At 61.9% G+C, this 20,722-nt stretch carries 22 protein-coding genes and 1 tRNA gene; 7 read left to right on the plus strand and 16 right to left on the minus strand.

The annotated features are described in order from the left end of the window. Positions 1-3 precede the first annotated feature (3 nt). Positions 4-723, minus strand: coding sequence for an RlmE family RNA methyltransferase (locus ACQZ5H_RS22815; RefSeq protein ID WP_130279010.1), 720 nt, complete (start codon positions 721-723; stop codon positions 4-6). A 7-nt stretch (positions 724-730) separates the two neighbouring features. Next, on the minus strand, positions 731-2,275 hold the full coding sequence (locus ACQZ5H_RS22820; RefSeq protein ID WP_449099073.1) for a Ppx/GppA phosphatase family protein: 1,545 nt from the start codon (positions 2,273-2,275) through the stop codon (positions 731-733). Between the two features lie 247 nt (positions 2,276-2,522). Here ACQZ5H_RS22820 and ACQZ5H_RS22825 point away from each other — a divergent pair. Then, positions 2,523-2,596 (plus strand) — tRNA-Gln (locus ACQZ5H_RS22825). A gap of 237 nt (positions 2,597-2,833) precedes the next feature. Next, positions 2,834-3,718 (plus strand): AbiTii domain-containing protein, encoded by an 885-nt coding sequence (locus ACQZ5H_RS22830; protein WP_449099074.1) that lies wholly within the window; start codon positions 2,834-2,836, stop codon positions 3,716-3,718. Positions 3,719-3,777: 59 nt separating this feature from the next. Here the strand turns inward: ACQZ5H_RS22830 and ACQZ5H_RS22835 are convergent, their stop codons facing one another. Further along, positions 3,778-4,830 carry a glycoside hydrolase family 25 protein gene (locus ACQZ5H_RS22835; RefSeq protein WP_449099075.1) on the minus strand — a complete coding sequence of 351 codons (1,053 nt, stop codon included), beginning with the start codon at positions 4,828-4,830 and terminating at the stop codon, positions 3,778-3,780. Between ACQZ5H_RS22835 and ACQZ5H_RS22840 the strand changes: the two genes are divergently transcribed. Next, positions 4,829-4,984, plus strand: coding sequence for a hypothetical protein (locus tag ACQZ5H_RS22840; protein ID WP_449099076.1), 156 nt, complete (start codon positions 4,829-4,831; stop codon positions 4,982-4,984). The genes ACQZ5H_RS22835 and ACQZ5H_RS22840 overlap by 2 nt on opposite strands. A gap of 64 nt (positions 4,985-5,048) precedes the next feature. On the opposite strand, the gene ACQZ5H_RS22845 is transcribed toward ACQZ5H_RS22840, so the two are convergent. The 5 genes from ACQZ5H_RS22845 to ACQZ5H_RS22865 form a co-directional block, all read right to left on the minus strand. Further along, complete coding sequence (locus ACQZ5H_RS22845) at positions 5,049-5,210, minus strand: DUF1328 domain-containing protein (protein WP_112387679.1); 162 nt, start codon at positions 5,208-5,210, stop codon at positions 5,049-5,051. A 94-nt stretch (positions 5,211-5,304) separates the two neighbouring features. Continuing rightward, positions 5,305-5,844, minus strand: coding sequence for a hypothetical protein (locus tag ACQZ5H_RS22850; protein WP_449099077.1), 540 nt, complete (start codon positions 5,842-5,844; stop codon positions 5,305-5,307). Positions 5,845-5,899: 55 nt separating this feature from the next. Next, complete coding sequence (locus ACQZ5H_RS22855; RefSeq protein WP_449099078.1) at positions 5,900-6,691, minus strand: anti-sigma factor family protein; 792 nt, start codon at positions 6,689-6,691, stop codon at positions 5,900-5,902. After that, the gene (locus tag ACQZ5H_RS22860; RefSeq protein ID WP_449099079.1) at positions 6,688-7,293 is read right to left on the minus strand and encodes an RNA polymerase sigma factor; all 606 of its coding nucleotides are present in this window, start codon (positions 7,291-7,293) and stop codon (positions 6,688-6,690) included. Before ACQZ5H_RS22860 ends, ACQZ5H_RS22855 begins: the two co-directional genes overlap by 4 nt. 43 nt (positions 7,294-7,336) lie before the next feature. Then, positions 7,337-7,873, minus strand: a complete 537-nt coding sequence (locus tag ACQZ5H_RS22865; protein WP_112713146.1) for a tetratricopeptide repeat protein — start codon at positions 7,871-7,873, stop codon at positions 7,337-7,339. A 167-nt stretch (positions 7,874-8,040) separates the two neighbouring features. On the opposite strand from ACQZ5H_RS22865, the gene ACQZ5H_RS22870 reads away from it, so the two are divergent. From ACQZ5H_RS22870 to ACQZ5H_RS22885, 4 genes are all read left to right on the plus strand, one after another. Beyond that, positions 8,041-9,093: a type III polyketide synthase gene (locus ACQZ5H_RS22870; RefSeq protein WP_449099080.1), complete on the plus strand. Its 1,053-nt coding sequence runs from the start codon at positions 8,041-8,043 to the stop codon at positions 9,091-9,093. Then, complete coding sequence (locus ACQZ5H_RS22875) at positions 9,090-9,581, plus strand: isoprenylcysteine carboxyl methyltransferase family protein (RefSeq protein ID WP_449099081.1); 492 nt, start codon at positions 9,090-9,092, stop codon at positions 9,579-9,581. The genes ACQZ5H_RS22870 and ACQZ5H_RS22875 overlap by 4 nt, the downstream gene beginning before the upstream one ends. Positions 9,582-9,669: 88 nt before the next feature. Beyond that, complete coding sequence (locus ACQZ5H_RS22880) at positions 9,670-10,917, plus strand: NAD(P)/FAD-dependent oxidoreductase (protein WP_203429553.1); 1,248 nt, start codon at positions 9,670-9,672, stop codon at positions 10,915-10,917. Between the two features lie 124 nt (positions 10,918-11,041). Further along, positions 11,042-12,262, plus strand: coding sequence for a YeeE/YedE family protein (locus ACQZ5H_RS22885; RefSeq protein WP_449099082.1), 1,221 nt, complete (start codon positions 11,042-11,044; stop codon positions 12,260-12,262). Here the strand turns inward: ACQZ5H_RS22885 and ACQZ5H_RS22890 are convergent. From ACQZ5H_RS22890 to ACQZ5H_RS22925, 8 genes are all read right to left on the minus strand, one after another. Next, positions 12,259-12,792, minus strand: coding sequence for a gluconokinase (locus ACQZ5H_RS22890; RefSeq protein ID WP_449099083.1), 534 nt, complete (start codon positions 12,790-12,792; stop codon positions 12,259-12,261). The two genes, ACQZ5H_RS22885 and ACQZ5H_RS22890, sit on opposite strands and share 4 nt — an antisense overlap. Positions 12,793-12,822: 30 nt before the next feature. Next, a complete protein-coding gene (locus tag ACQZ5H_RS22895; protein ID WP_112713156.1) occupies positions 12,823-13,656 on the minus strand; it encodes a dipeptide ABC transporter ATP-binding protein in 834 nt (277 codons plus the stop codon). Further along, complete coding sequence (locus ACQZ5H_RS22900) at positions 13,653-14,492, minus strand: ABC transporter ATP-binding protein (protein WP_449099084.1); 840 nt, start codon at positions 14,490-14,492, stop codon at positions 13,653-13,655. Before ACQZ5H_RS22900 ends, ACQZ5H_RS22895 begins: the two co-directional genes overlap by 4 nt. Before the next feature lies 1 nt (position 14,493). Then, the gene (locus ACQZ5H_RS22905) at positions 14,494-15,384 is read right to left on the minus strand and encodes an ABC transporter permease subunit (RefSeq protein ID WP_112713160.1); all 891 of its coding nucleotides are present in this window, start codon (positions 15,382-15,384) and stop codon (positions 14,494-14,496) included. Between the two features lie 9 nt (positions 15,385-15,393). Next, positions 15,394-16,398 carry an ABC transporter permease subunit gene (locus ACQZ5H_RS22910; protein WP_112713162.1) on the minus strand — a complete coding sequence of 335 codons (1,005 nt, stop codon included), beginning with the start codon at positions 16,396-16,398 and terminating at the stop codon, positions 15,394-15,396. Between the two features lie 87 nt (positions 16,399-16,485). After that, entirely contained in the window at positions 16,486-18,081 is a 1,596-nt protein-coding gene (locus ACQZ5H_RS22915; RefSeq protein ID WP_112713164.1) for an ABC transporter substrate-binding protein, read from the minus strand. 347 nt (positions 18,082-18,428) lie between these two features. Further along, positions 18,429-18,908, minus strand: a complete 480-nt coding sequence (gene rirA / locus ACQZ5H_RS22920; RefSeq protein WP_130279025.1) for an iron-responsive transcriptional regulator RirA — start codon at positions 18,906-18,908, stop codon at positions 18,429-18,431. 173 nt (positions 18,909-19,081) lie between these two features. Beyond that, positions 19,082-20,578, minus strand: coding sequence for a CoA-acylating methylmalonate-semialdehyde dehydrogenase (locus tag ACQZ5H_RS22925; RefSeq protein ID WP_449099085.1), 1,497 nt, complete (start codon positions 20,576-20,578; stop codon positions 19,082-19,084). Positions 20,579-20,722: the final 144 nt, after the last annotated feature.

Here is a 20,722-nt window from a genome sequence, read left to right on the forward strand (position 1 = left end):
AGATCAAGCTTCCGTAACGTCAGTTTGCGCCTGGCGGCCCTTGAAGCCCTTGGCGAGCAGGAACATCTCCACGGATTCCGCCCGCGAGGATGCCGGCTTGACGTGCACGACCTGCTTGAAATGCTGCTTCAGCATGGTCAGGAGCTCGCGCTCCGTGCCGCCCTGGAAGGTCTTGGCCAGGAAGTGGCCGCCCTCGCCCAGAACCTCGATCGCGAAATGCGCCGCGACCTCGCAGAGATGCATGGTGCGCAGGTGATCGGTGCGGTGATGGCCGGTCGTCGGCGCCGCCATGTCGGAAATGACGAGATCGGGCGTGCCGCCGACGGCTTCGATCAGCCTGGCAGGCGCTTCCGGATCGAGGAAGTCGAGCTGCAGGATCTTGACGCCGGGGAGCGGCGCCATTTCCAGGAAGTCGATCGCGGCGACGCGGATGTCCTCGTCGGTGGAATCGGTCACCTTGGCGGCGATCTGCGACCAGCTGCCCGGCGCGGCACCGAGGTCGATGATGCGGCGCGCGCCCTTGAGGATGCCGTGCTTCTCGTCGATCTCCAGCAGCTTGAAGGCGGCGCGGGCGCGATAGCCTTCCAGCTGCGCGCGCTGCACATAGGGATCGTTGATATGGCGGTTCAGCCACTGGCGCGAGGACGCCTTCATCTTCTTGTTCTTGACGCGCTGGCCGAGCTTGCGGCCGGTGCGGTTGCCCGCGATGGGTGCCTTGGTCATTCTTCCCCTACCTTCCACGCTGGCCGCGGCGATTGCGATGGCGGCGCCAGACGCCGTCATCCGCCATCATGTCCGTCAGCAGGCCTTCCCTCAAGCCGCGATCGGCAACGCGCATGCGCGGGCTCGGCCAGCGGCGGCGGATCGCCTCCAGAATGGCGCAGCCCGCCAGAACCAGATCGGCCCGATCAGGCCCGATGCACGGATTGGCGGCGCGGCTTGCAAAATCCCATGAGAGCAGCTTTGCCTGCATGGCCGAAACTTCGTCATCCGAGAGCCAGATGCCATCCACCTTGCGGCGATCGTAACGCGGCAGATCGAGATGCACGCCGGCCAGCGTCGTGACCGTACCCGAAGTGCCGATCAGATGGAAATCGGTCGATTCCACCACCTCGATCTCCGGGCAGATGAAACCCGACAGCATGCCAGCCACTTCGGAGACCATGCCCTCGAATACATCGGGCGTCACATCGCGCCCGCCATGCCGCTCCGAGAGCGTGACGACGCCGACGGGCAGCGAGGTCCAGTGGGTGATGTGATTGGCAAGCCGGCTGAAACGGTTTTCGCCGATGCGGATGACGGCGATTTCCGACGAGCCGCCGCCGATATCGAAGAGCACGACCGAGCGCGTCTCGCGCCCGACCAGCGACGAGCAGCCGGAGACGGCAAGGCGCGCTTCGGTTTCGCGGTCGATGATCTCGAGCTCAAGGCCGGTTTCGGCAACGACGCGCTTCAGGAAGTCTTCGCCATTCGACGCCTGACGGCAGGCTTCGGTGGCGATCAGCCGCATGCGGCGGATCTCGCGGTTCTTCAACTTGCCGGCGCAGACGCGCAGCGCATCGACGGCGCGGTCCATCGCCTCGTCGGAGAGACGGCCGCTCGCCGCCAGCCCCTCTCCAAGCCTGACAATGCGCGAAAAGGCATCGACGACGCGGAACTGGCCAGGACGGGTCGGCTGGGCGATCAGCAGGCGGCAATTGTTGGTGCCGAGGTCGAGCGCGGCATAGAGCTCGTCCGGCCAGGGATGTTCGTGGGCGTGATGTTCGCGCTCGGGAAGCCGCGGCGGACGCTGCAGCTCGTTGCCGCGCGGCTCTGCGGCACCATTGGCGCGGGCCGAAGCGGGTGTAGCAACGGCAGACGGTTGGACGGCCGCCTTGCCCGGCGTCAGCGGACGGCCCTGCAGGCCGCGCTTGCCGCGATGCTTGCGCCGGTTGCGGCGCGAGGGATGCTCCGAATCACCGGCGCTCGATGCTGCGGCTTCGGGCGCCTTTTGTGGATGATTGTGTGCGGGAGCCCCGGAATCGGCCTGTCCTGCGGCATGACCACCGCCACGGCGGCGGCGCTTGCGTTTGCGGGACGGATTCCCTGCTGCGTTTTCCGTCGGGCGCGCAGCGTCTCCGGGGGTGCCGGAGGCGGTCTGCGAAGCGGCCTGGGGCACGTTGCGGGATTGCCCGCCACGTTTCCCCTTGCGGCGCCGGGACTTTTTACCGTCCTTGCGTCCTGCCGCTGGCGCCCCGTCAAATTGCGGCTTGGCGCCGCCTTCGGGGTCTTCCACGTTCTTTTTCCACGCGCCGCGCAAGGCCTGACCGGTATGCTGCTGGCGCTCATTAGATTTTTGCGTTGCCGCAAGAATACCAGCGCATGCGAAAATCACCAAATTCTTTTTGAAATCAGTTTTAGAAGGCCCTGAAACGCCCCTTCCACAGCTCTCTCGATTTTTTTCAAAACAGGTATTTGCATTCCGCCGTCTTTTGGTTATAAGCCCCGCACGACAGCGAAGCGGCCGACAGCGCCGCTCCTGCTGGGGAATAGTTCAATGGTAGAACGACGGACTCTGACTCCGTTAATCTTGGTTCGAGTCCAGGTTCCCCAGCCAAATTTTTCTTCTTAAGCTGCTGGTCGTTTCCTAGACCTAACCGAAGCATCAAATTTGATTTGGCGCCTAGACGCGGAACGCCTATTTTTTCATTTCTCTGGGGATATCCCAGCAATATGTCTCCTCCCCACCACTCTATCCATAAAGCGAGAGACGGATCGAACCAGCGTCCTATTGTATATAAGAATGCAATCTGTCAGCGTTTGGTATTTTGCGAACCACAACCGGGAATGCATCATGACATCATTGGTGGAAGAAATTCAACGCGATGCTATCAATCCAGAAGTACCGGTTTCGACGCTCCTAAGGAAGGTGAAATTAGCAGCCGCAAAGTTGCAGCTTCCCGCAATCGAGGCGTGGGTGGAAGCTGAACTCAACGGTTACGCTTCAGACCTGCCCGAGTACAGAAAATTTAAGGGAATTCCTAAGGCATTCAATCCGTTTCGCGGCTGGATAGATATCCATGCCTCAGCTGAAATGTATGAGAAGATCAGCGAAACCACTTCCGGCCAGTCAATAGCGCAGATCGAGGATTTACTTTCCGACAAAGACAGCGCGACCTTCTACACACCGATGAATCGTAGACTGATTGACATACTCAATAAAAATACGAGGGTTCCACTTGGACAGATGTCAATATTCATCGGCCGGGCAGACCTCACAGGCATACTGGATCGGGTACGAAATCTAGTGGTTGATTGGACCCTCGCTCTCGAACGAAATGGAATCAGAGGTGAAGGTATGTCGTTCAGCAAAGAGGAAAAGAATGCCGCTCAGCGTGATGCTTCCATCACAATAGGTAGCGTTGGAACGATGATTGGCGTGATCGGCAACAACAACGCGGTGCGTGACGTTGTTGGCGGGAATGTAAAAGTAGCCGAAATACGTGATTTGGCGCTGCAACTGCGCGGCGGCCACGCGATACTTGCCCAAGCGGGCGCCAATATGCCGCTGCTGTCATCTGCAGTTGATAGCCTGATTATTGAGACAGACAAGCCAGAGCCCAACTCAGGCGTGATCCGCGGCTTGCTTACTGACGCGCGCGCTGCCCTCTCCGGCGCTGCAGGTAACCTGATGGCTAGTGGCGCACTTGCTGCTATTGGGAGCCTGCTCGGCAGCTGAAACCAAGCGTAAATGACACCCAAGGCGTGGCGGCGAGTTTACTTTGGCCGGAATCCCCCTCACCCCGCCGTCGGCGAGGCAAACTCATGCCATTCCGCTTCCGACCCATGGAACACGTTCAGATCGATCTTCCCCTCCACGCCCTGGGAAAGCCCTGAACCGGAATATTGCCAGAGCATCCAGCGGCGGCCGGGATAGACCTGGGCGGGGTGGGCGGCGACGGAGCGGAGCCAGAAGGGGTGGTTCTGGAACTGGCCGCGCAGGTTGTCGCGGTAGAAGTCGGGCGCGGTGTAGATGATCGGGCGCTTGCCGTAGTGGCGCTCCAGCTTGTCCATGAAGACCTGCATCTTCTCGACGACGCGCTCGGGTGACGGGCGGCGCTTGCAGCTGGATTCGCCGTTCCACTCGACGTCGATCACCGGCGGCAGGGCGTCCGGGTCGCGCGGGACGTTGCGGATGAACCAGTCAGCCTGTTCGCCGGCGGTGCGGCACCAATAGAAGAAGTGATAGGCGCCGCGCTTCATGCCGGCGGCCTTGGCGCGCTGCCAGTTGGTGCGGAACATCGGGTCGAGATGGTCGCCGCCGTCGGTCGACTTGATATAGGCGAAGTTGGCGCCCTGGCTGCGCAGCGTCACCCAGTCGATATCGCCCTGCCAGCGCGAGACGTCGACGCCGTGAACGGCAAGCTTGCGCGGCGAAGCGCGGCCGAAATTGATCGGCTTGGCATCGCGGAAGCGGTGGGCATAGATGCGCGAGCGGGTGCGCGGGGAGAATGCAGGTTCGGCGGCGGGCGGCGGTGCTGCCATCAGCGCTTCGGGGCGCTCTGCCGGAACGGGGGCGCCGACCATGCGATCAACCGGCTCGAAGGCCTGCGGCTGCGGCACGCGGCCTGCCCAGGCGAGCTCTTCCTGATGCGGAACGGCGGCGGGCGGGGCGACTTCGGCCATGACGGGGGCTGCCGGAACGGCGGCAGGCGGCGGTGAAGCGGAAACCGAGCTCGTCGTTTCCTTCGACACGACGCCTGATACCAGGCCCTCCGGGGTCGTGCTGGATGCGCAGCCCGAAATTGTCAGGCAGGCAAGAAAGATCGCGGGTACAGCCGAAAAACGCATGGAACTCGTACACAACACAGAAAACGACACTGACGCATCCAGCCTGAACGAGGCCGGACGAATGGTTAACGGCAGTTTACTGGGAAATGTTGAATCCAATCTTTACGCCGGAATTTTCCGGACGGGCGTGTCATTTCCGCACGAGATCGGCTGATCCAGACACAGAAAACCCGGCGTTTCACCGCCGGGTCCGGATGCGATCCAGTTCATTCGTGCCGTCAGCGGCGCATCAAGCGCATGACGAGCGATACGACGAAGAGAACCAGGAATATGAAGAAAAGAACCTGCGCTATGGACGCCGAAGCGCCTGCAATGCCGCCGAAGCCGAGCACGCCGGCAATCAGTGCCACGACGAGGAATACCAGAGCGTAATACAGCATGGCGATCTCCTATGCGTTGGACTGACATAATAACGGCCGCCCAAGGACTTAGTTCCATCGGGCGGCCGGATCCGGCACAGATTGGCGGTAAAGCTCAGCCGAAGTTGAAAACGGCGCGCTCGGCGCCGTCGCCCTGATCGGGTGCCGGCGGCTCCGCAGCATCGAGATAGAACTTCACGGGTGCGGTCAGCACGAACCAGACGCAGGCGCCCGCCATGAAGGCGTGACCGACGGGATCGTCGCTGCCGGCCAGGAACGGCAGGCCGCCCGAGACCGACAGCACCGTCATGCGCAGCGACCATTCGGCATCGCGCTTGGAGACGGCGCGGGCGCGGGCCGACTTGTATTGGCGCGCATCATAGGCGTTGGATTTCTTCAGCCGCAGCAGCTTGCGCAGCGACGGCAGAGCGAGAGCGACCAGCGCAGCGATGCTGAGCGCCAGCGGCATGCCCGAGAGGCCATACCAGCAGCCTGCCGTCAGAAGCGAGATGACGGTGAGATTCCAGACCGGCTCCAGCCGCTCCGGCGCCTGGCCGGTGCGGATATGCCATGCCTTGAGCACGCTCGCCGCGCCGTCAAGCAACGGCTCGTCGATATAACGATTGATCCAGTTCACGCTGATGCGCCCCTTCATTAGGAGAGGCTCAGGCAAAACCACGCAAAATCGGCATGAAGATGGCGAGAGCGCCTCAAGCCGTCAGTTTTGGCCTGACGGCATCGGCAATTTCGCGCATGCGATCGACCGGCGCATGGCCGATCAGCATGAAGGCATGGGTGGCTGTCGACCAGTAGATGACGTTCATGCCCTTGCGCCCCTCAATGTCGGGTTCCTTGGCGCCCTTCTCGGAGCGGACGATGCAGAGCGCCATCGGCCCGCTCTCGGGATCGAGATAGGCGATCTGCGCCAGGGGCTGATCGTCATATTCGAGCAGCTGGGCGCGCTTGAAATCGACACCCGGCAGGGCGACGGCTTCCGGCGAAAGGTTGAGGCCGAGCTTGCTATCGACGCGGGCGAGCTGGGCCGCCTGGACATCGGCGGGGGGAACCGGGCCTGCCAGCGTATCCAGCGTATAGAGCGCGATATATTCGGCAACGACGCTGCGCCATTCGCTGCCCTCGTCGCGGCCGAGATTGCGGCCGATGCCGAGATAGGCGCGGTCGGCGATGACGCCGATGGCAAGCGAGGCGGCGAGTGCACCAAGAAAGCCGCGGCGGCTTGCGAAGGCCGGGCCGCGCTTTTGCTGCGCCGCCGCAATGGCCGCCAGAATGGCTTCCAGCTTCGCCTTCGGAGCTTCGTCGAGAAGCGGCGCGAAGGCCTCGCGGAACGGCATGCTGCCTGCGGCCAGAAATTCGATGCGTGCGGCGACCTCGTCATCGGCATTTGCGAGAGATTCGATGCGGGCCGTTTCCTCCGGGGAGAGTTCGCCGTCGAGGAATGCCGTCAGTTCTTCGTCGGAAGGCATGCGGATCGTGCTGCTCATTCGCGCCCTCCTTCGGCTGCGGTTCCGGAAAGCTTGGCACGAGCAGCAGCCAGGCGGCTCATGACGGTTCCGATCGGTATGTTCAAGATGTCTGCGACCTCACGATAGGACAGGCCTTCCACATAGGCCAGAAACACGGCGCTGCGCTGGGCTTCCGGCAGGGCTTCGACCTTGCGCAGCAGCTGCGATGCCGCGACATGCGTTTCCGTTGCGCTTGCGCCGTCGAAGACCAGCACCTCCTCGGCATCGGCAAAGCCTTGGCCCTGGCGCACCTTGCTTGCCCTGATCTCGTTCAGCCAGATCGAGTGCAGGATCGAAAACAGCCAGCGGTCCAGCCGCGTGCCGGGCTCGAACTGCGCGGCGCGTTCGAGCGCCCGCATGCAGGTCTGTTGCACGAGGTCTTCGGCGGTATCCCGCTTGCGCGAGAGCACGAGGCCATAGCGCCAAAGACGGGAGAGATGCTCCGTCAGGCCCTTCCTGATATCCGCTTCGCTCGCGATGGCAGCCTCCGCGCCTGCTGTTTTCGGCGGCGCCGCCGGTTTGACCGGCGACTCCGATTTCGCGCGACTATAGGCAAGAAACGGGGCGTGTGCGACCGCCATCAGAGCAATCCTTTGCAGCCGGCTTCGCCCATTTCCCGACGCCTCAGATCTTCGACGGATCGATGATCGCGGCGTTCAGATCCTGATACTCTTCGCAGCCGGTGCCGCAGATTGTCTTGATCGTTGCCAGCTGGTCCTTGGCCATGTCGAGCTGGCCCTTGATGACGTAGGCTTCGCCGAGATATTCGCGAACCTTGGCATATTGCGGATCGAGCTTCACGGACTGCAGGTAGTAGGAAATACCTTCATCGGTGCGGCCGAGCTTGCGGGTGGCATAGCCGCGGTAATTCAGCACTTCGGCATTGTTCTGGTCCTTGACGGTGTCGAGCATGGCGAGCGCTTCGTCATAGCGGGCGGCCTTCGCCAGCGAGTATGCGTAGTCGGTGCGGTTCTCGTCGGTGATGTTGGCGCTGCTCTGCTTCACGCACTTCTTGGCCTTCTTGTCGTAGACCTCGCCCTTCTTGCAGACCGGCATGGTCTCGCTGTCGTCGCCCGCGGCGAAGACCGGGACGGAGAATGCCGACGCGGCAATCAGGCCGCCGAGGACGAGAGAAGCGATACGGACAGTCGTGGTCGTCATGGGAAAATCTCCAGGGAAAATGACGTTGCACGCCGAGAACACCGCTCGCCGGGATTTTATTCGGCGGGGCTGACGATTTTCTCCGATCACCTTTTTGTGAGGGCTCCGCGCCGAATAAAGCCGGTGCCCGGGTGTTCTCCGCCCGCCGACAGAACAAGGAGAACTCCGTGAACCCAACGGTGAAACTGCTCAGTCTCGCGACCGCCGTTCCGACTGATATCATCACGCAAGAGGAGGCCGCGGCTGCCTCCGCGCGCCTGTTTGCGCATCGCTTCAAGGATTTCCGGCATCTTGCCGGCGTGTTCGAGAATGCCGGGATCAGCAAGCGGCATGCAGCACGGCCGCTCTCCTGGTTCGACACGCATCACGGCTGGCAAGACCGGATGGAGACCTATACGCAAGTCGCCAGCCAGCTCTTTGCCGAGGCGGCGGAAAAGGCGCTGGCGCAGGCCGGTATCTCCGGAAGCGATATCGACTGCGTGGTGACGGTCTCCTCGACCGGGATCATGACGCCGAGCCTCGATGCGCGGCTTGCCCGGCAGCTGGGGTTCAGGGCGGATATCGAGCGTGTGCCAGTCTTCGGGCTCGGCTGCGCGGCCGGTGTTTCCGGCCTCGGGATTGCGTCGCGGATCGCGGCGGTGCGGCCGGGCAAGACGGTGCTTTTCGTGGCGCTTGAGCTCTGCACGCTGGCATTCCGGCTGGACGAACTGACGCGGCCGAACATTATCGCCACCGCGCTGTTTGCCGATGGGGCGGCGGCCTGCGTGCTGCAGAACGGCGAGCGCGGGATCGCCGAGGTGGAATCTTCGGGCGAGCATCTCTTTCCGGATACGCTCGATATCATGGGCTGGAAGATCGACGATACCGGCTTCGGCATCCTCCTGGCGCAATCGTTGCCGCCCTTTGCCGAGCGTGAACTCGGACCGGCGATCGATGGCATTCTTTCGCGCAGTGGCCTCGAACGCAGCGATATAGGTCGCTTCATCTGCCATCCGGGCGGCGCGAAGGTGATCGGTGCGATGGAGACGACGCTTGGGCTGGAGCCAGAAAGTCTCGATCACGAGCGCGCAGTGCTTGCCGAATTCGGCAACATGTCGTCGCCGACAGTGCTCTTCGTGCTGGAGCGCGCCATCCGCACCGGCCTGCCGGAGCGCGCCGCCGTCATCGCCATGGGACCCGGCTTTTCCGCAAGCTGCGTGACGCTGAAGAGGATCGGGTGATGCTGCCTTCCCTCCTTCTCCTCGGCTTCGTGACACTGCAGCGGCTGGCCGAATTGCTGATTGCGAGACGCAACACGCGGGCGCTCATGGCCCGCGGTGCGCGAGAGGCCGGCGCGGCGCATTATCCTGTCATGGTCGCACTGCATGCGGCCTGGCTTGGCGGTCTGTGGCTGCTGGCGCTTGGGCATCAGGTGCAGGTTGGCTGGCTGGCGGTGTTTCTGCTGCTGCAGGCGCTGCGGGTCTGGGTTCTAGTGACATTGAAAGGGCGATGGACGACGCGGGTGATCGTGCTGCCCGGCGAACAGCTGGTGACAGCGGGGCCTTACAGGCTCGTCAGGCATCCGAATTACGTGATCGTGGCAGGCGAGATCGCGGCGCTGCCGCTTGCCTTTGGCCTGCCCCTCTACGCCCTGCTTTTCTCCATTCTGAACGCGGCGATGCTGTGGGTGCGCATCGGCGTTGAAAATGCCGCACTGAGCGGGCAATGAAATTGAAATGAAAGGCGATTTTTCGTTTGCACCGCGGCCAGCCTAAGGGCATTTTCGGGTCTTGGAACTCAGTGGGCTGCAAGAAAAAATGACCAAGACTGCGATCGTTCTCGGTGCCGGCATCATCGGCGTTTCGACTGCCATTCATCTGCAACGCCGCGGGCGGCAGGTGGTGCTGGTCGATCGCAAGGCACCCGGCAACGAAACGTCGTTCGGCAATGCCGGTCTCATCCAGCGCGAGGGCGTGGTGCCCTACGGCTTTCCGCAGCAGCTTGGCCTGTTGCTGCGTTATGCGCTGAACAACCGCATCGACGCCCATTATCACCTGAAGACGCTGCCGAAGCAGGTGGCGTTCCTCGCCCGCTACTGGTGGAACTCCAATGCGCGCCGCCACGAGGCGATCACCCGCGCCTATGCGCCGCTGATCGAGAACTCGGTTTCCGAACACCGCGACCTGATCGAATCCTCGAATGCGGAGGCGCTGATCCGCAAGGACGGCTGGATGCGGGTGTTCCGGACCCAGGAGAAGTTCGACGAGGCGATTGCCGAAGCCGCTCTCTGGGAACGCGAATTCGGCGTCACCTATGACAAGCTCGGTTCCGCCGATGTTGCCGGCATCGAGCCGGGCCTGACGCAGACCTTCAAGGGCGGCCTGCGCTGGCGCGATCCGTGGTCCGTGCTGGATCCGCATGCGCTGACGGCGGCCTATTGCGCCTATTTCGAAAGCATCGGCGGCCGCTTCGTCAGCGGCGACGCGAACTCGCTGGGACAGGCCGGTTCCGGCTGGCGGATCGCGACCGTCGAAGGGCCTGTTGATGCCGATGACGCGGTGCTGGCGCTCGGCCCCTGGGCGGCGGTGGCGACGAAGCGGCTCGGCTATTCCTTCCCGCTCGGCGTCAAGCGCGGCTATCACATGCATTACGCCGCGCAGGGCAATACCGTGCTCAACAACTGGACGCTGGACGCAGAACGCGGCTATTTCCTGGCGCCGATGAACAAAGGCATCCGCCTGACGACCGGCGCGGAATTCGCAACGCTCGATGCGCCGAAGACCCCGGTGCAGCTCGATCGCGCCGAGAAGGTGGCCCGCACCATCTTCCCGCTCGGCGAGCGCCTCGACCCCGAACCGTGGATGGGCGCCCGCCCCTGCACGCCGGATATGATGCCCATCATCGGCAAGGCGCCGCGCCATAACGGCCTGTGGTTCGCCTTCGGCCATGCCCATCACGGGCTGACGCTCGGACCGGTGACCGGCCGGGTGCTGGCGGAGCTGATCACCGGCGAGACGCCGTTTATCGATATCTCGGCCTATTCGCCGCAGCGCTTCAATGCCTAAGCGCTTGCGTAATTTAGCTTTTCGGCGCCAGATGAATCCGCATCGCGCCGCTTCAAGGAAATAGGATTCCTCCAAAACCGGAGCCTGAAGTTCTAGTATTGCGCTAGAATTTCAGGAGAATCCCATGTCCATCGCTTCACCCAGCCTTCCCGGGCTGAAAGAACCATCGCTCGGAACGCCGGGCCTCGGCTCGCTTGCCGTCCTCGTTCTCGGTACGCTGCTGCTCGGCTATTACTACGGACCGGCGCAGGGCGCGCTCTTCCTCGTCGGCGGGGCGCTCGGCATCGCGCTCTATCATGCCGCCTTCGGCTTCACCTCCGCCTGGCGCGTTCTCATTCTCGACGGCCGCGGCCGCGGCTTGCGGGTGCAGATGATCCTGCTTGCGATCGCCGTGGTGCTGTTCTTCCCGTTCCTCGCAAGCGGCACGCTGTTCGGCCATGAGGTGAAGGGCTCGGTTTCGCCTGCGGGCCTCGGCGTCATCGCCGGATCCTTCATGTTCGGCATCGGCATGCAGCTTGGCGGCGGTTGCGCTTCGGGCACGCTGTTCACCGCCGGCGGCGGCAATGCACGCATGCTGATCACGCTCTTGTTCTTCATCATCGGCTCTGTGCTCGGCACCGTGAATTTCGACTGGTGGGTGAGCCTGCCGTCGCTGCCGCCGACTTCGCTCGTGCAGAGCTTCGGCGCCGTGGGCGGTATCGCCGTTTCGCTTTTGATCTTCGCCGCTGTTGCCTGGATCAGCGTCATCGTCGAAAAGCGCTGGCATGGCTCGCTTGAGCAGCCGGCCCCCTCGCCGCGCCAGGGCCTGTCGCGCTTCCTGCGCGGTCCCTGGCCGCTGGTGCTCGGCGCCGTGGCGCTTGCGCTTCTGAACTTCGTGACGCTCGCGATCGCCGGCCGCCCCTGGGGCATCACTTCGGCCTTCGCGCTCTGGGGTGCGAAGGGCGCACTGCTGCTCGGCATCGACCCGACCGCCTGGGCCTACTGGCAGACGCCGGCCAATGCCAAGGCGCTTTCCGATAGCGTCTTTGCCGATATCACCTCGGTCATGGATTTCGGCATCATTGCCGGTGCGATGCTCGCGTCGTCGCTTGCCGGACGTTTCTCGCCGAGCTGGGATATCCCGCTGCGCTCGGTCGTTGCTGCTGTCGTCGGCGGCCTGCTGCTCGGCTATGGCGCGCGCATCGCCTATGGCTGCAATATCGGCGCCTATTTCTCCGGCATTGCATCTGGCAGCCTGCATGGCTACCTCTGGGCGCTCTCGGCCTTTGCGGGGAATATCGTCGGCGTGAAGTTCCGCCCGTTCTTCTTCCTGGAGAAGAAGAACCTGCGCCGGATCGACGGCTAGGAAATACCGAGCGGCGCGAGCTTGTTTCGCGCCGCTTGCGCAATTCCCTCGATCGTATCGTCGATATCGACGGTGACGACGCCGGGTTCGCCGGTCGGGACTTCGAGGGTTGCGAGCTGGCTTTCGAGCAGCGAGGCCGGCATGAAATGGCCGGTGCGGTGACCCATGCGGTCGGTCAGCAGCTCCTTCGAGCCATCCAGATAGACAAAGAAGAGATTGCCGCCGGCGGCACTGCGCAGCCGCTCGCGGTAGATGCGCTTCAGCGCGGAGCAGGAGACGATGACGCCCTCGCCCCTGGCAAGTGCGGCCTTGATCGTCTCGCCGATGAGATCGAGCCAGGGCATCCGGTCGTCGTCGGTCAAGGGAATGCCCTTCGACATCTTCTCGACATTGGCGCGCGGATGAAGCTGGTCGCCTTCGACGAAGCGGAGGCTGAGCGCCTCCGCCAGTTTCTCGCCGATCGAGGATTTTCCGGAGCCGCTGACGCCCATGACGATGATGGCATGGGGCTTGCGGTCGATCTCCGGCATTTCTGATCCTCGTTTTCGGGCTATCGTGCCTTAGGAAGCAACGGCCGCCTTGCGGGCCAGACGTGCCCGGATGGTGTCGACATCGGCCCGCGGCGTCGCCGCAAACAGCGTCTTGGTATAGCTGTGCTGCGGATCGCTGAAAACCTGATCGCGGCTACCGTATTCGACTGCTTCGCCGAAATACATCACCATGACGTCGTCTGCCATGTAGCGAACGACCGAGAGGTCGTGGCTGATGAAGACGTAGGTGAGGTTCAGCTCGTCCTGCAGGTCGGCGAGCAGGTTCAGCACCTGTGCCTGCACCGAGAGGTCGAGCGCCGAGACCGGCTCGTCGAGAACCAGAAGCCGCGGCTTCAGCATCAGGGCGCGCGCAATGGCGATACGCTGGCGTTGACCGCCGGAGAACATGTGCGGATAGCGATTGAAGTGGATCTCTTGGAGACCGACCTTCTTGAGCATCGCCATCGCCAGTTCGCGCCGTTCGGCAGCGGGCGTATTGGTGTTGATGATCAGCGGCTCCATCAGGATGTCGCCGATCTTCTTGCGCGGGTTCAGCGAACCATAGGGGTTCTGGAAGACGATCTGCACCTTGCGGCGGATCTCCGGCGTCAGGTCGCCGGCGGCGATGTCCACCTTCTTCCCGTCGATCATCAGCTCGCCTGCCGTGGCAGGATCGATCATGGTGACGATACGGGCAAGCGTGGACTTGCCGCAGCCGCTTTCGCCGACGATCGCCAGCGTCTTGCCCTGCTCGACCTTGAAGCTCACGCCCTTGACGGCATGAACGGTCTTTGCCTGCTTGAACAGGCCGCCCGGCAGATAGTAGTCGCGGACGATATTCTTGGCTTCGAGGACTGGCGTCATTGAGCCGCTCCCTGATTGAAAAGCTCGCCGATGGTCGGCAGGCGATCACCGGTGGCGTTGTCGGGAAGAGCTGCGAGCAGAGCGCGCGTATAATCGCTCTTCGGCGCTTCGAAGAGCGACAGGACGTCGGCCTCTTCCATCTTCTTGCCCTTGTACTGAACGATCACGCGATCGGCGGTTTCCGCGACCACGCCCATGTTGTGGGTGATCATGATCAGGCCCATGCGATGTTCCGTCTGCAGCCGCATCAGGAGATCGAGGATCTGCTTCTGGATCGTCACGTCGAGCGCGGTGGTCGGCTCGTCGGCGATCAAGAGCTTCGGATTGCAGGCGATCGCGATGGCGATCATCACGCGCTGGCACTGGCCACCCGACATCTGGTGCGGGAAGTGGTTGAGCCGCTCGGCCGGGTTCGGAATACCGACTGCCTCGAAGAGCTCGATCGCGCGCTTGCGGCGGGCAGCCTTGTCGAGGCCGAGATGGATCTTCAGGACTTCCTCGATCTGGAAGCCGACCGTGAAGCACGGATTGAGGCTGGCGATCGGTTCCTGGAAGATCATCGACATGTCCTTGCCGATGATCTGGCGCCGCTGGGAGCCGGACATGCCGAGCAGGTTCTGGCCGTCGAAGACCATCTTGTCGGCGGTGACCTTGGCCGTCCAGGGCAGCAGGCCCATGGCGGCCAGCATCGAGACCGACTTGCCGGAACCGGATTCGCCGACGATGGCGAGAACTTCGCCCGGATCGACCTTCAGGGAGACGCCGTCTACGGCGCGGAAGGCACCGGTCGACGTCTGAAACTCGACGACGAGATTTTCGATTTCGAGAAGTGCCATATCAGGACCTCTTCAGCTTGGGATCGAGCGCATCACGCAGGCCGTCACCCATGAGGTTGATGGCGACGACGGTGATGAGGATCGCGAGACCCGGGAAAGTGACCACCCACCAGGCGCGCTGGATGAACTCACGCGCTTCGGCAAGCATCGTGCCCCACTCGGGTGTCGGCGGCTGTGCGCCCATGCCGAGGAAGCCGAGGGCGGCTGCGTCGAGGATCGCCGCCGAGAAGGCGAGCGTTGCCTGAACGATCAGCGAGGCCAGGCAGTTCGGCAGGATGGTCTTGAACATCAGGCGCAGCGTGCCGGCACCGGCGACGCGGGAAGCGACGACATATTCCTTCTCGCGTTCGCTCATGACGGCAGCGCGCGTCAGGCGGACGAAGTGCGGCTGGTTGACGATCGAGATGGCGATCATCGCGTTGGTCAGGCCCGGGCCGAGAACCGCAACCAGCACCAGGGCGAGCAGCAGCGACGGGAAGGCCAGGATGATATCCATCAGGCGCATGATGACGATGTCGACGCGGCCGCGGAAATAACCGGCAACGAGACCGATCAGAACGCCGGCGACGACCGAGAGCGTGACGACGACGACGCCGATGAACAGCGAGAAGCGCGCGCCATAGATCAGACGCGACAGGATATCACGGCCGACGGCATCGGTGCCGAGCGGATAGGAGAAGCTGCCGCCGTCCATCCAGAACGGCACCGACAGCAGAAGCTGGCGGTTCTGCTCGTCAGGCGCATGCGGAGCGACGATTGGCGCGCCGATGGCGATGACGAGGATCAGCAGGAAGATGAAGAGGCCGATGACGGCGCCCTTGTTTCGCGAGAAATAGTACCAGAACTCCGCGAGGGCGGATGGCTGGCCGGTTTTGGTAGATACCGTGCTCATGGGCCGCTCCTAGTGACGAATACGCGGGTTGATAAGGCCATAGGTGACGTCGACGAGCAGATTGACCAGCATGATGATGCCGGCGATCAGCAGAAGACCACCCTGGACGACCGCATAGTCACGCTTGAAGACCGCATCGACCATCCACTTGCCGATACCCGGCCAGGAGAAGATCGTCTCGGTCAGGATCGCGCCTGCGAGCAGCACGCCGACCTGAAGACCGATGGTCGTGATGACGGGGATCATGGCGTTGCGCAGCGCATGGACGCCGACGACGCGCAGGGGTTTCAGACCCTTCGAGCGGGCGGTGCGCACATAGTCCTCACCCAGCACTTCGAGCATCGCCGAGCGCGTCTGGCGCGCGATGACGGCCAGCGGAATGGTGGCGAGAACGATGGTCGGCAAGATGAGGTAGCTGACGGCGGACTTGAAGGCGCCGGCCTGGCCGGACAGCAGACTGTCGATCAGCATGAAGCCGGTGACCGGCTTGAAGAAATACATCAGCGAGATGCGGCCCGAAACGGGCGTCCAGCCGAGATAGCCGGAGAAGAAGATGACGAGCAGCAGGCCCCACCAGAAGATCGGCATCGAATAGCCGATAAGGGCAACGCCCATCACGCTCTGGTCGAACCAGGTCCCTCGCTTGACCGCTGCAAAAACGCCGGCGGGAATGCCGAGCAGAGCCGCCAGGATGATGGCGCAGAGCGACAGTTCCAGCGTAGCCGGGAAGAGCGTGAAGAATTCGCCGAGAACCGGGCGCTTGGTGACGATCGAGGTTCCGAGATCGCCGTGCAAGACCTTACCCAGGTAATCGAAATACTGCACATACATCGGCCTGTCGAAGCCGAGATCATGCATGATCTGGGCGTGACGTTCAGGCGCCATGACTCGTTCGCCCGACAACAACATGACGGGGTCGCCCGGAAGCAGGCGGATGAACGAAAAGGCGATGAGCGAAACGCCGAGGAACGTTGGGATCAGCACCGCAAGGCGGCCGATGAAAAAACGTAACATGGCAGGTGTCCAATAGTTTCCGGCGGTCAGGATGATCCTGACCGCCGGCCAAGCCCGGCTCTCGCCGGACAGTTTACAGATTTTCTATTATTCGGAAATGTCCACGCCGTCGAAGCGGTGGATACCGAGCGGGTCCATGTGGAAGCCCGTGACCTTCTTGCTCATCGGAACGAAGACGACCGAGTGGTCGATCGTTGCCCAAGGAGCTTCCTTCTTGAAGATCAGCTGAGCCTGCTCATAGAGCTTGGTGCGTTCTGCGACGTCGGCCGTCTGCTTGGCCTTCTTCATCAGATCGTCATAGTCCTTGTTGCACCACTGAGCGCGGTTGTTACCGCCAACAGCCGTGCAGCCGAGCAGCGTGTCCATGAAGTTGTCCGGGTCGCCGTTGTCGCCGGTCCAGCCGAGGATGACGGCGCCATCGCGCTTCACGTCGGAGGAGAGCTTCAGGTATTCGGCCCATTCATGGGTAACGATTTCGACCTTGACGCCAACCTTGGCGAAGTCGGCCTGCATCAGTTCAGCTGCGCGGCGTGCGTTCAGCATGTACGGACGCGAAACCGGCATTGCCCAGATCTTCATCGAAAGATCCTTGATGCCTGCAGCTTCAAGAGCCTTCTTCGAGCCTTCCGGATCGTACTTGTCGTCAACGACGGCATCATTGTACGACCACATTGTCGGCGGGATCGGGTTCTTGGCAACGGTGGCGGCGCCCTGGAAGACGGCGTCAACGATAGCCTGCTTGTTGATCGCCATGTTCAGCGCGCGGCGGACTTCCGGCTTGTCGAAGGGAGCCATCTGCGTGTTGTAGGCGAGGAAGCCGATGTTGAGGCCCGGCTGTTCGGCAACGGTGAGGTTCTCGTCCTTCTTCAGCTCGGAAACGTCAGCAGCGTTCGGATAAGGAACGATGTGGCATTCGCCGGCCTTCAGCTTCTGGGCGCGGACCGAAGCGTCGGTGGTGATCGCGAATACGAGATCGTCGATCTTTTCCTTGCCCTTGAAGTAGGTTTCGTTGGCCTTGTAGCGGATGACGGCATCCGGCTGGTAGGCAACGAAGGTGAAGGGACCGGTGCCGAGCGGCTGCTGGTTCAGCTGAGCCATCTTGCCGTCAGCTGCGAGCTTGTCGGCATATTCCTTGGAAACGATCGATGCAAAGTCCATGGCGAGGTCGGCCAGGAACGGAGCTTCCGGACGGTTCAGCGTGAACTTGACCGTCAGGTCGTCAACCTTTTCGATCGACTTGACAAGATCCGGGAAGCCCATGCCGGCAGCGTATTCGTAAGAACCGCCTTCAACATACTTGTTCCACGGATTGTCGGCGCGCAGCTGGCGCTCGAACGAGAAAACGACGTCATCGGCCGTCAGGTCACGCGTCGGCGTGAAGAAGTCGGTCGTCTGGAACTTTACGCCCGGATGCAGCTTGAAAGTGTATTCCTTGCCGTCGTCCGAAACGGTCCAGCTGTCGGCAACGCCGGGCTCGATCTCCGTACCGCCGTGCTTGAATTCGACGAGGCGGCTGTAAACCGTACGCGAGGAAGCGTCAAAGGTCGTGCCTGCGGTGTAGAGGCTCGGATCGAAGCCTTCCGGCGATCCCTCAGAGCAGTAGACAAGCGTCTTGGAGTAGGCGGCGGTGGCCATGACCGAAGCCAGGGCTGTCGCTGCCAGCAGGACAGAGAACTTTTTCATGATGTTGTTTCCCAGGTTTGTTCTTTTTGATCTTTGGAGATCGGCGCTAGTTATCCCGATCGGCGGGCCGATGGAACGACATTTATTTGCTGAAAGCAACGCCATCCGCAGAAAATTTTTCCGTAAAAGCAACTTTAGAAATTTTCGGTCAAAAATAGGCCCAAATTTGCAAGATTGAGGCACATTCGCCCGCGATTCTGTCGCATTTGGTATAATTTCGCGTCTCTCGACGGCATTGAAAGCGGTTTCAAGAGGCTGTGATATATCAACAAGACGTGACCGGAAACGAGAAACCGCAGCTACCGGGAGTAGCTGCGGTTTCATGACGATTTTCGACTATTCCAATATTAGGCAGCCGGAGCGGGTATCGCAGGCTTGCGAAAAGCCTGGTCGCCGGTGAGGCCGAGCAGGAAGTTGATCTGCGGGCGAGCCTTCACGAGGTCGTCGATGGAATACTCGGTCAGCACATCGAAGAAGGCGTTCAGCGCCTTGCGCAGTGCCGAGTTCAGACCGCAGCTATCGACCAGCGGGCACTCGACCGCGCCATCTTCAAAGCACTCGGCCATCGCGAAGCTGTCTTCAGTGACGCGCACGACATCGAACAGACTGATATCGGCTGCCGGCTTGCCAAGGCGCACGCCGCCATTGCGGCCACGAACGGTTTCGACGAGACCCGCCTTGTTCAGCGGCTGCAGGATCTTGAAAAGGAAAAGCTCGGAAACACCATATGCCTTGGCGATTTCGGGGATCCGGCTCAGATGTCCTTCATTGGCAGCGCAATACATCAACATGCGAACCGCATAGTTGGTCTGCTTCGTCAATCGCATGCCGTTCTCCTGACTCGATAGGGGCTGAAGCCTATATAGTGGCTTTGATAGTTTTGAACAATTCCAAAATATGAAAATCGGAGTCACGTTTATGCGGCCCCTCGCCGCATAGCGTCAAACGAAAAACGGGCCCCGCCGGGAGCCCGTTTTCCTGATCCTATAATGAAGATCGCTTACTTCATCGTCGGCATGACAAACTCGGCGCCATCCTTGATGCCCGACGGCCAGCGGCTGGTCACGGTCTTGGTGCGGGTCCAGAACTTGATCGAGTCGGTGCCGTGCTGGTTGAGATCGCCGAAGGACGAAGACTTCCAGCCGCCGAAGGAGTGGTAGGCGAGCGGAACCGGGATCGGAACGTTGACGCCGACCATGCCGATGTTGATGCGCGAAGCGAAGTCGCGGGCGGCATCGCCGTCGCGGGTATAGATCGCGACGCCGTTGCCATATTCATGCTTCATCGGCAGTTCGAGGGCTTCCTCGTAGTTCTTGGCACGGACGACCGACAGGACCGGTCCGAAGATTTCGGTCTTGTAGATGTCCATATCGGGCGTGACGTTGTCGAACAGGCAGCCGCCGACGAAATAGCCGTCTTCATAACCCTGGAGCTTGAAGTCGCGGCCGTCGACGACGAGCTTTGCGCCTTCATCGACGCCCTTGTTGATCAGGCCCATGATGCGCGCCTGGGCTTCCTTGGTGACAACCGGGCCCATGTCCGCCTTGTCGTCGGTGTAGGGACCGATGCGCAGCGACTCGACCATCGGGGTCAGCTTGGCGATCAGGCGGTTGGCGGTTTCCTCGCCGACCGGAACGGCAACCGAGATCGCCATGCAGCGCTCGCCGGCAGAGCCGTAGCCCGCGCCCATCAGCGCGTTGGCAGCCTGATCGAGATCGGCATCCGGCATGATGATCATGTGGTTCTTGGCGCCGCCGAAGCACTGGGCGCGCTTGCCGTTCTGGGCAGCGGTGCCATAGACGTAGCGGGCGATCGGCGTGGAGCCGACGAAGGAGACGGCCGAGATATCCGGATGCGTCAGGATCGCGTCGACCGCGCCCTTGTCGCCGTTGACGACGTTCAGGATGCCGGCAGGCAGGCCTGCTTCGATCATCAGTTCGGCAAGACGGATCGGAACGGACGGATCGCGCTCCGAGGGCTTCAGGATGAAGGCGTTGCCGCAGGCGATCGCCGGGGCGAACATCCACATCGGGATCATGGCCGGGAAGTTGAACGGCGTGATGCCGGCGCCGACGCCGACGGCCTGGCGGATCGAATACATGTCGATATTCGGACCTGCGCCTTCGGTGAATTCGCTCTTGGCGAGATGCGGAATGCCGATGACGAATTCGCAGACTTCGAGGCCGCGAATGATATCGCCCTTGGAGTCTTCGATGGTCTTGCCATGTTCCTTGGAAAGCAGCTCGGCGAGCTCGTTCATGTTGTCATTGAGCAGCTGAACGAACTTCATGAACACACGGGCGCGGCGCTGCGGGTTGGTGGCAGCCCACTTCGGCTGAGCAGCCTTGGCGCTCTGTACCGCTGCATCCATCTCGGCATCGCTGGCGAGCGCGACCGTTGCCTGAACTTCGCCGGTTGCCGGGTTATAGGCGTTGCTGGTGCGGCCGCTGGTGCCTGCGACCTGCTTGCCGCCGATGAAATGTCCGATCTGACGCATGAGAAGTGCTCCTCCTATTTTTTGGATGGCGAACAATCGCACTTCAATTTGCACAAATCAATGAGCTAAGATAAGCAACCGTTGTGCATAAATTGTAGCGCGATGCGAAATACGGCCGAAGCGCCCGATGATCGGGCAAGCGGG

This window comes from Rhizobium sp. 21-4511-3d, from assembly GCF_053522545.1.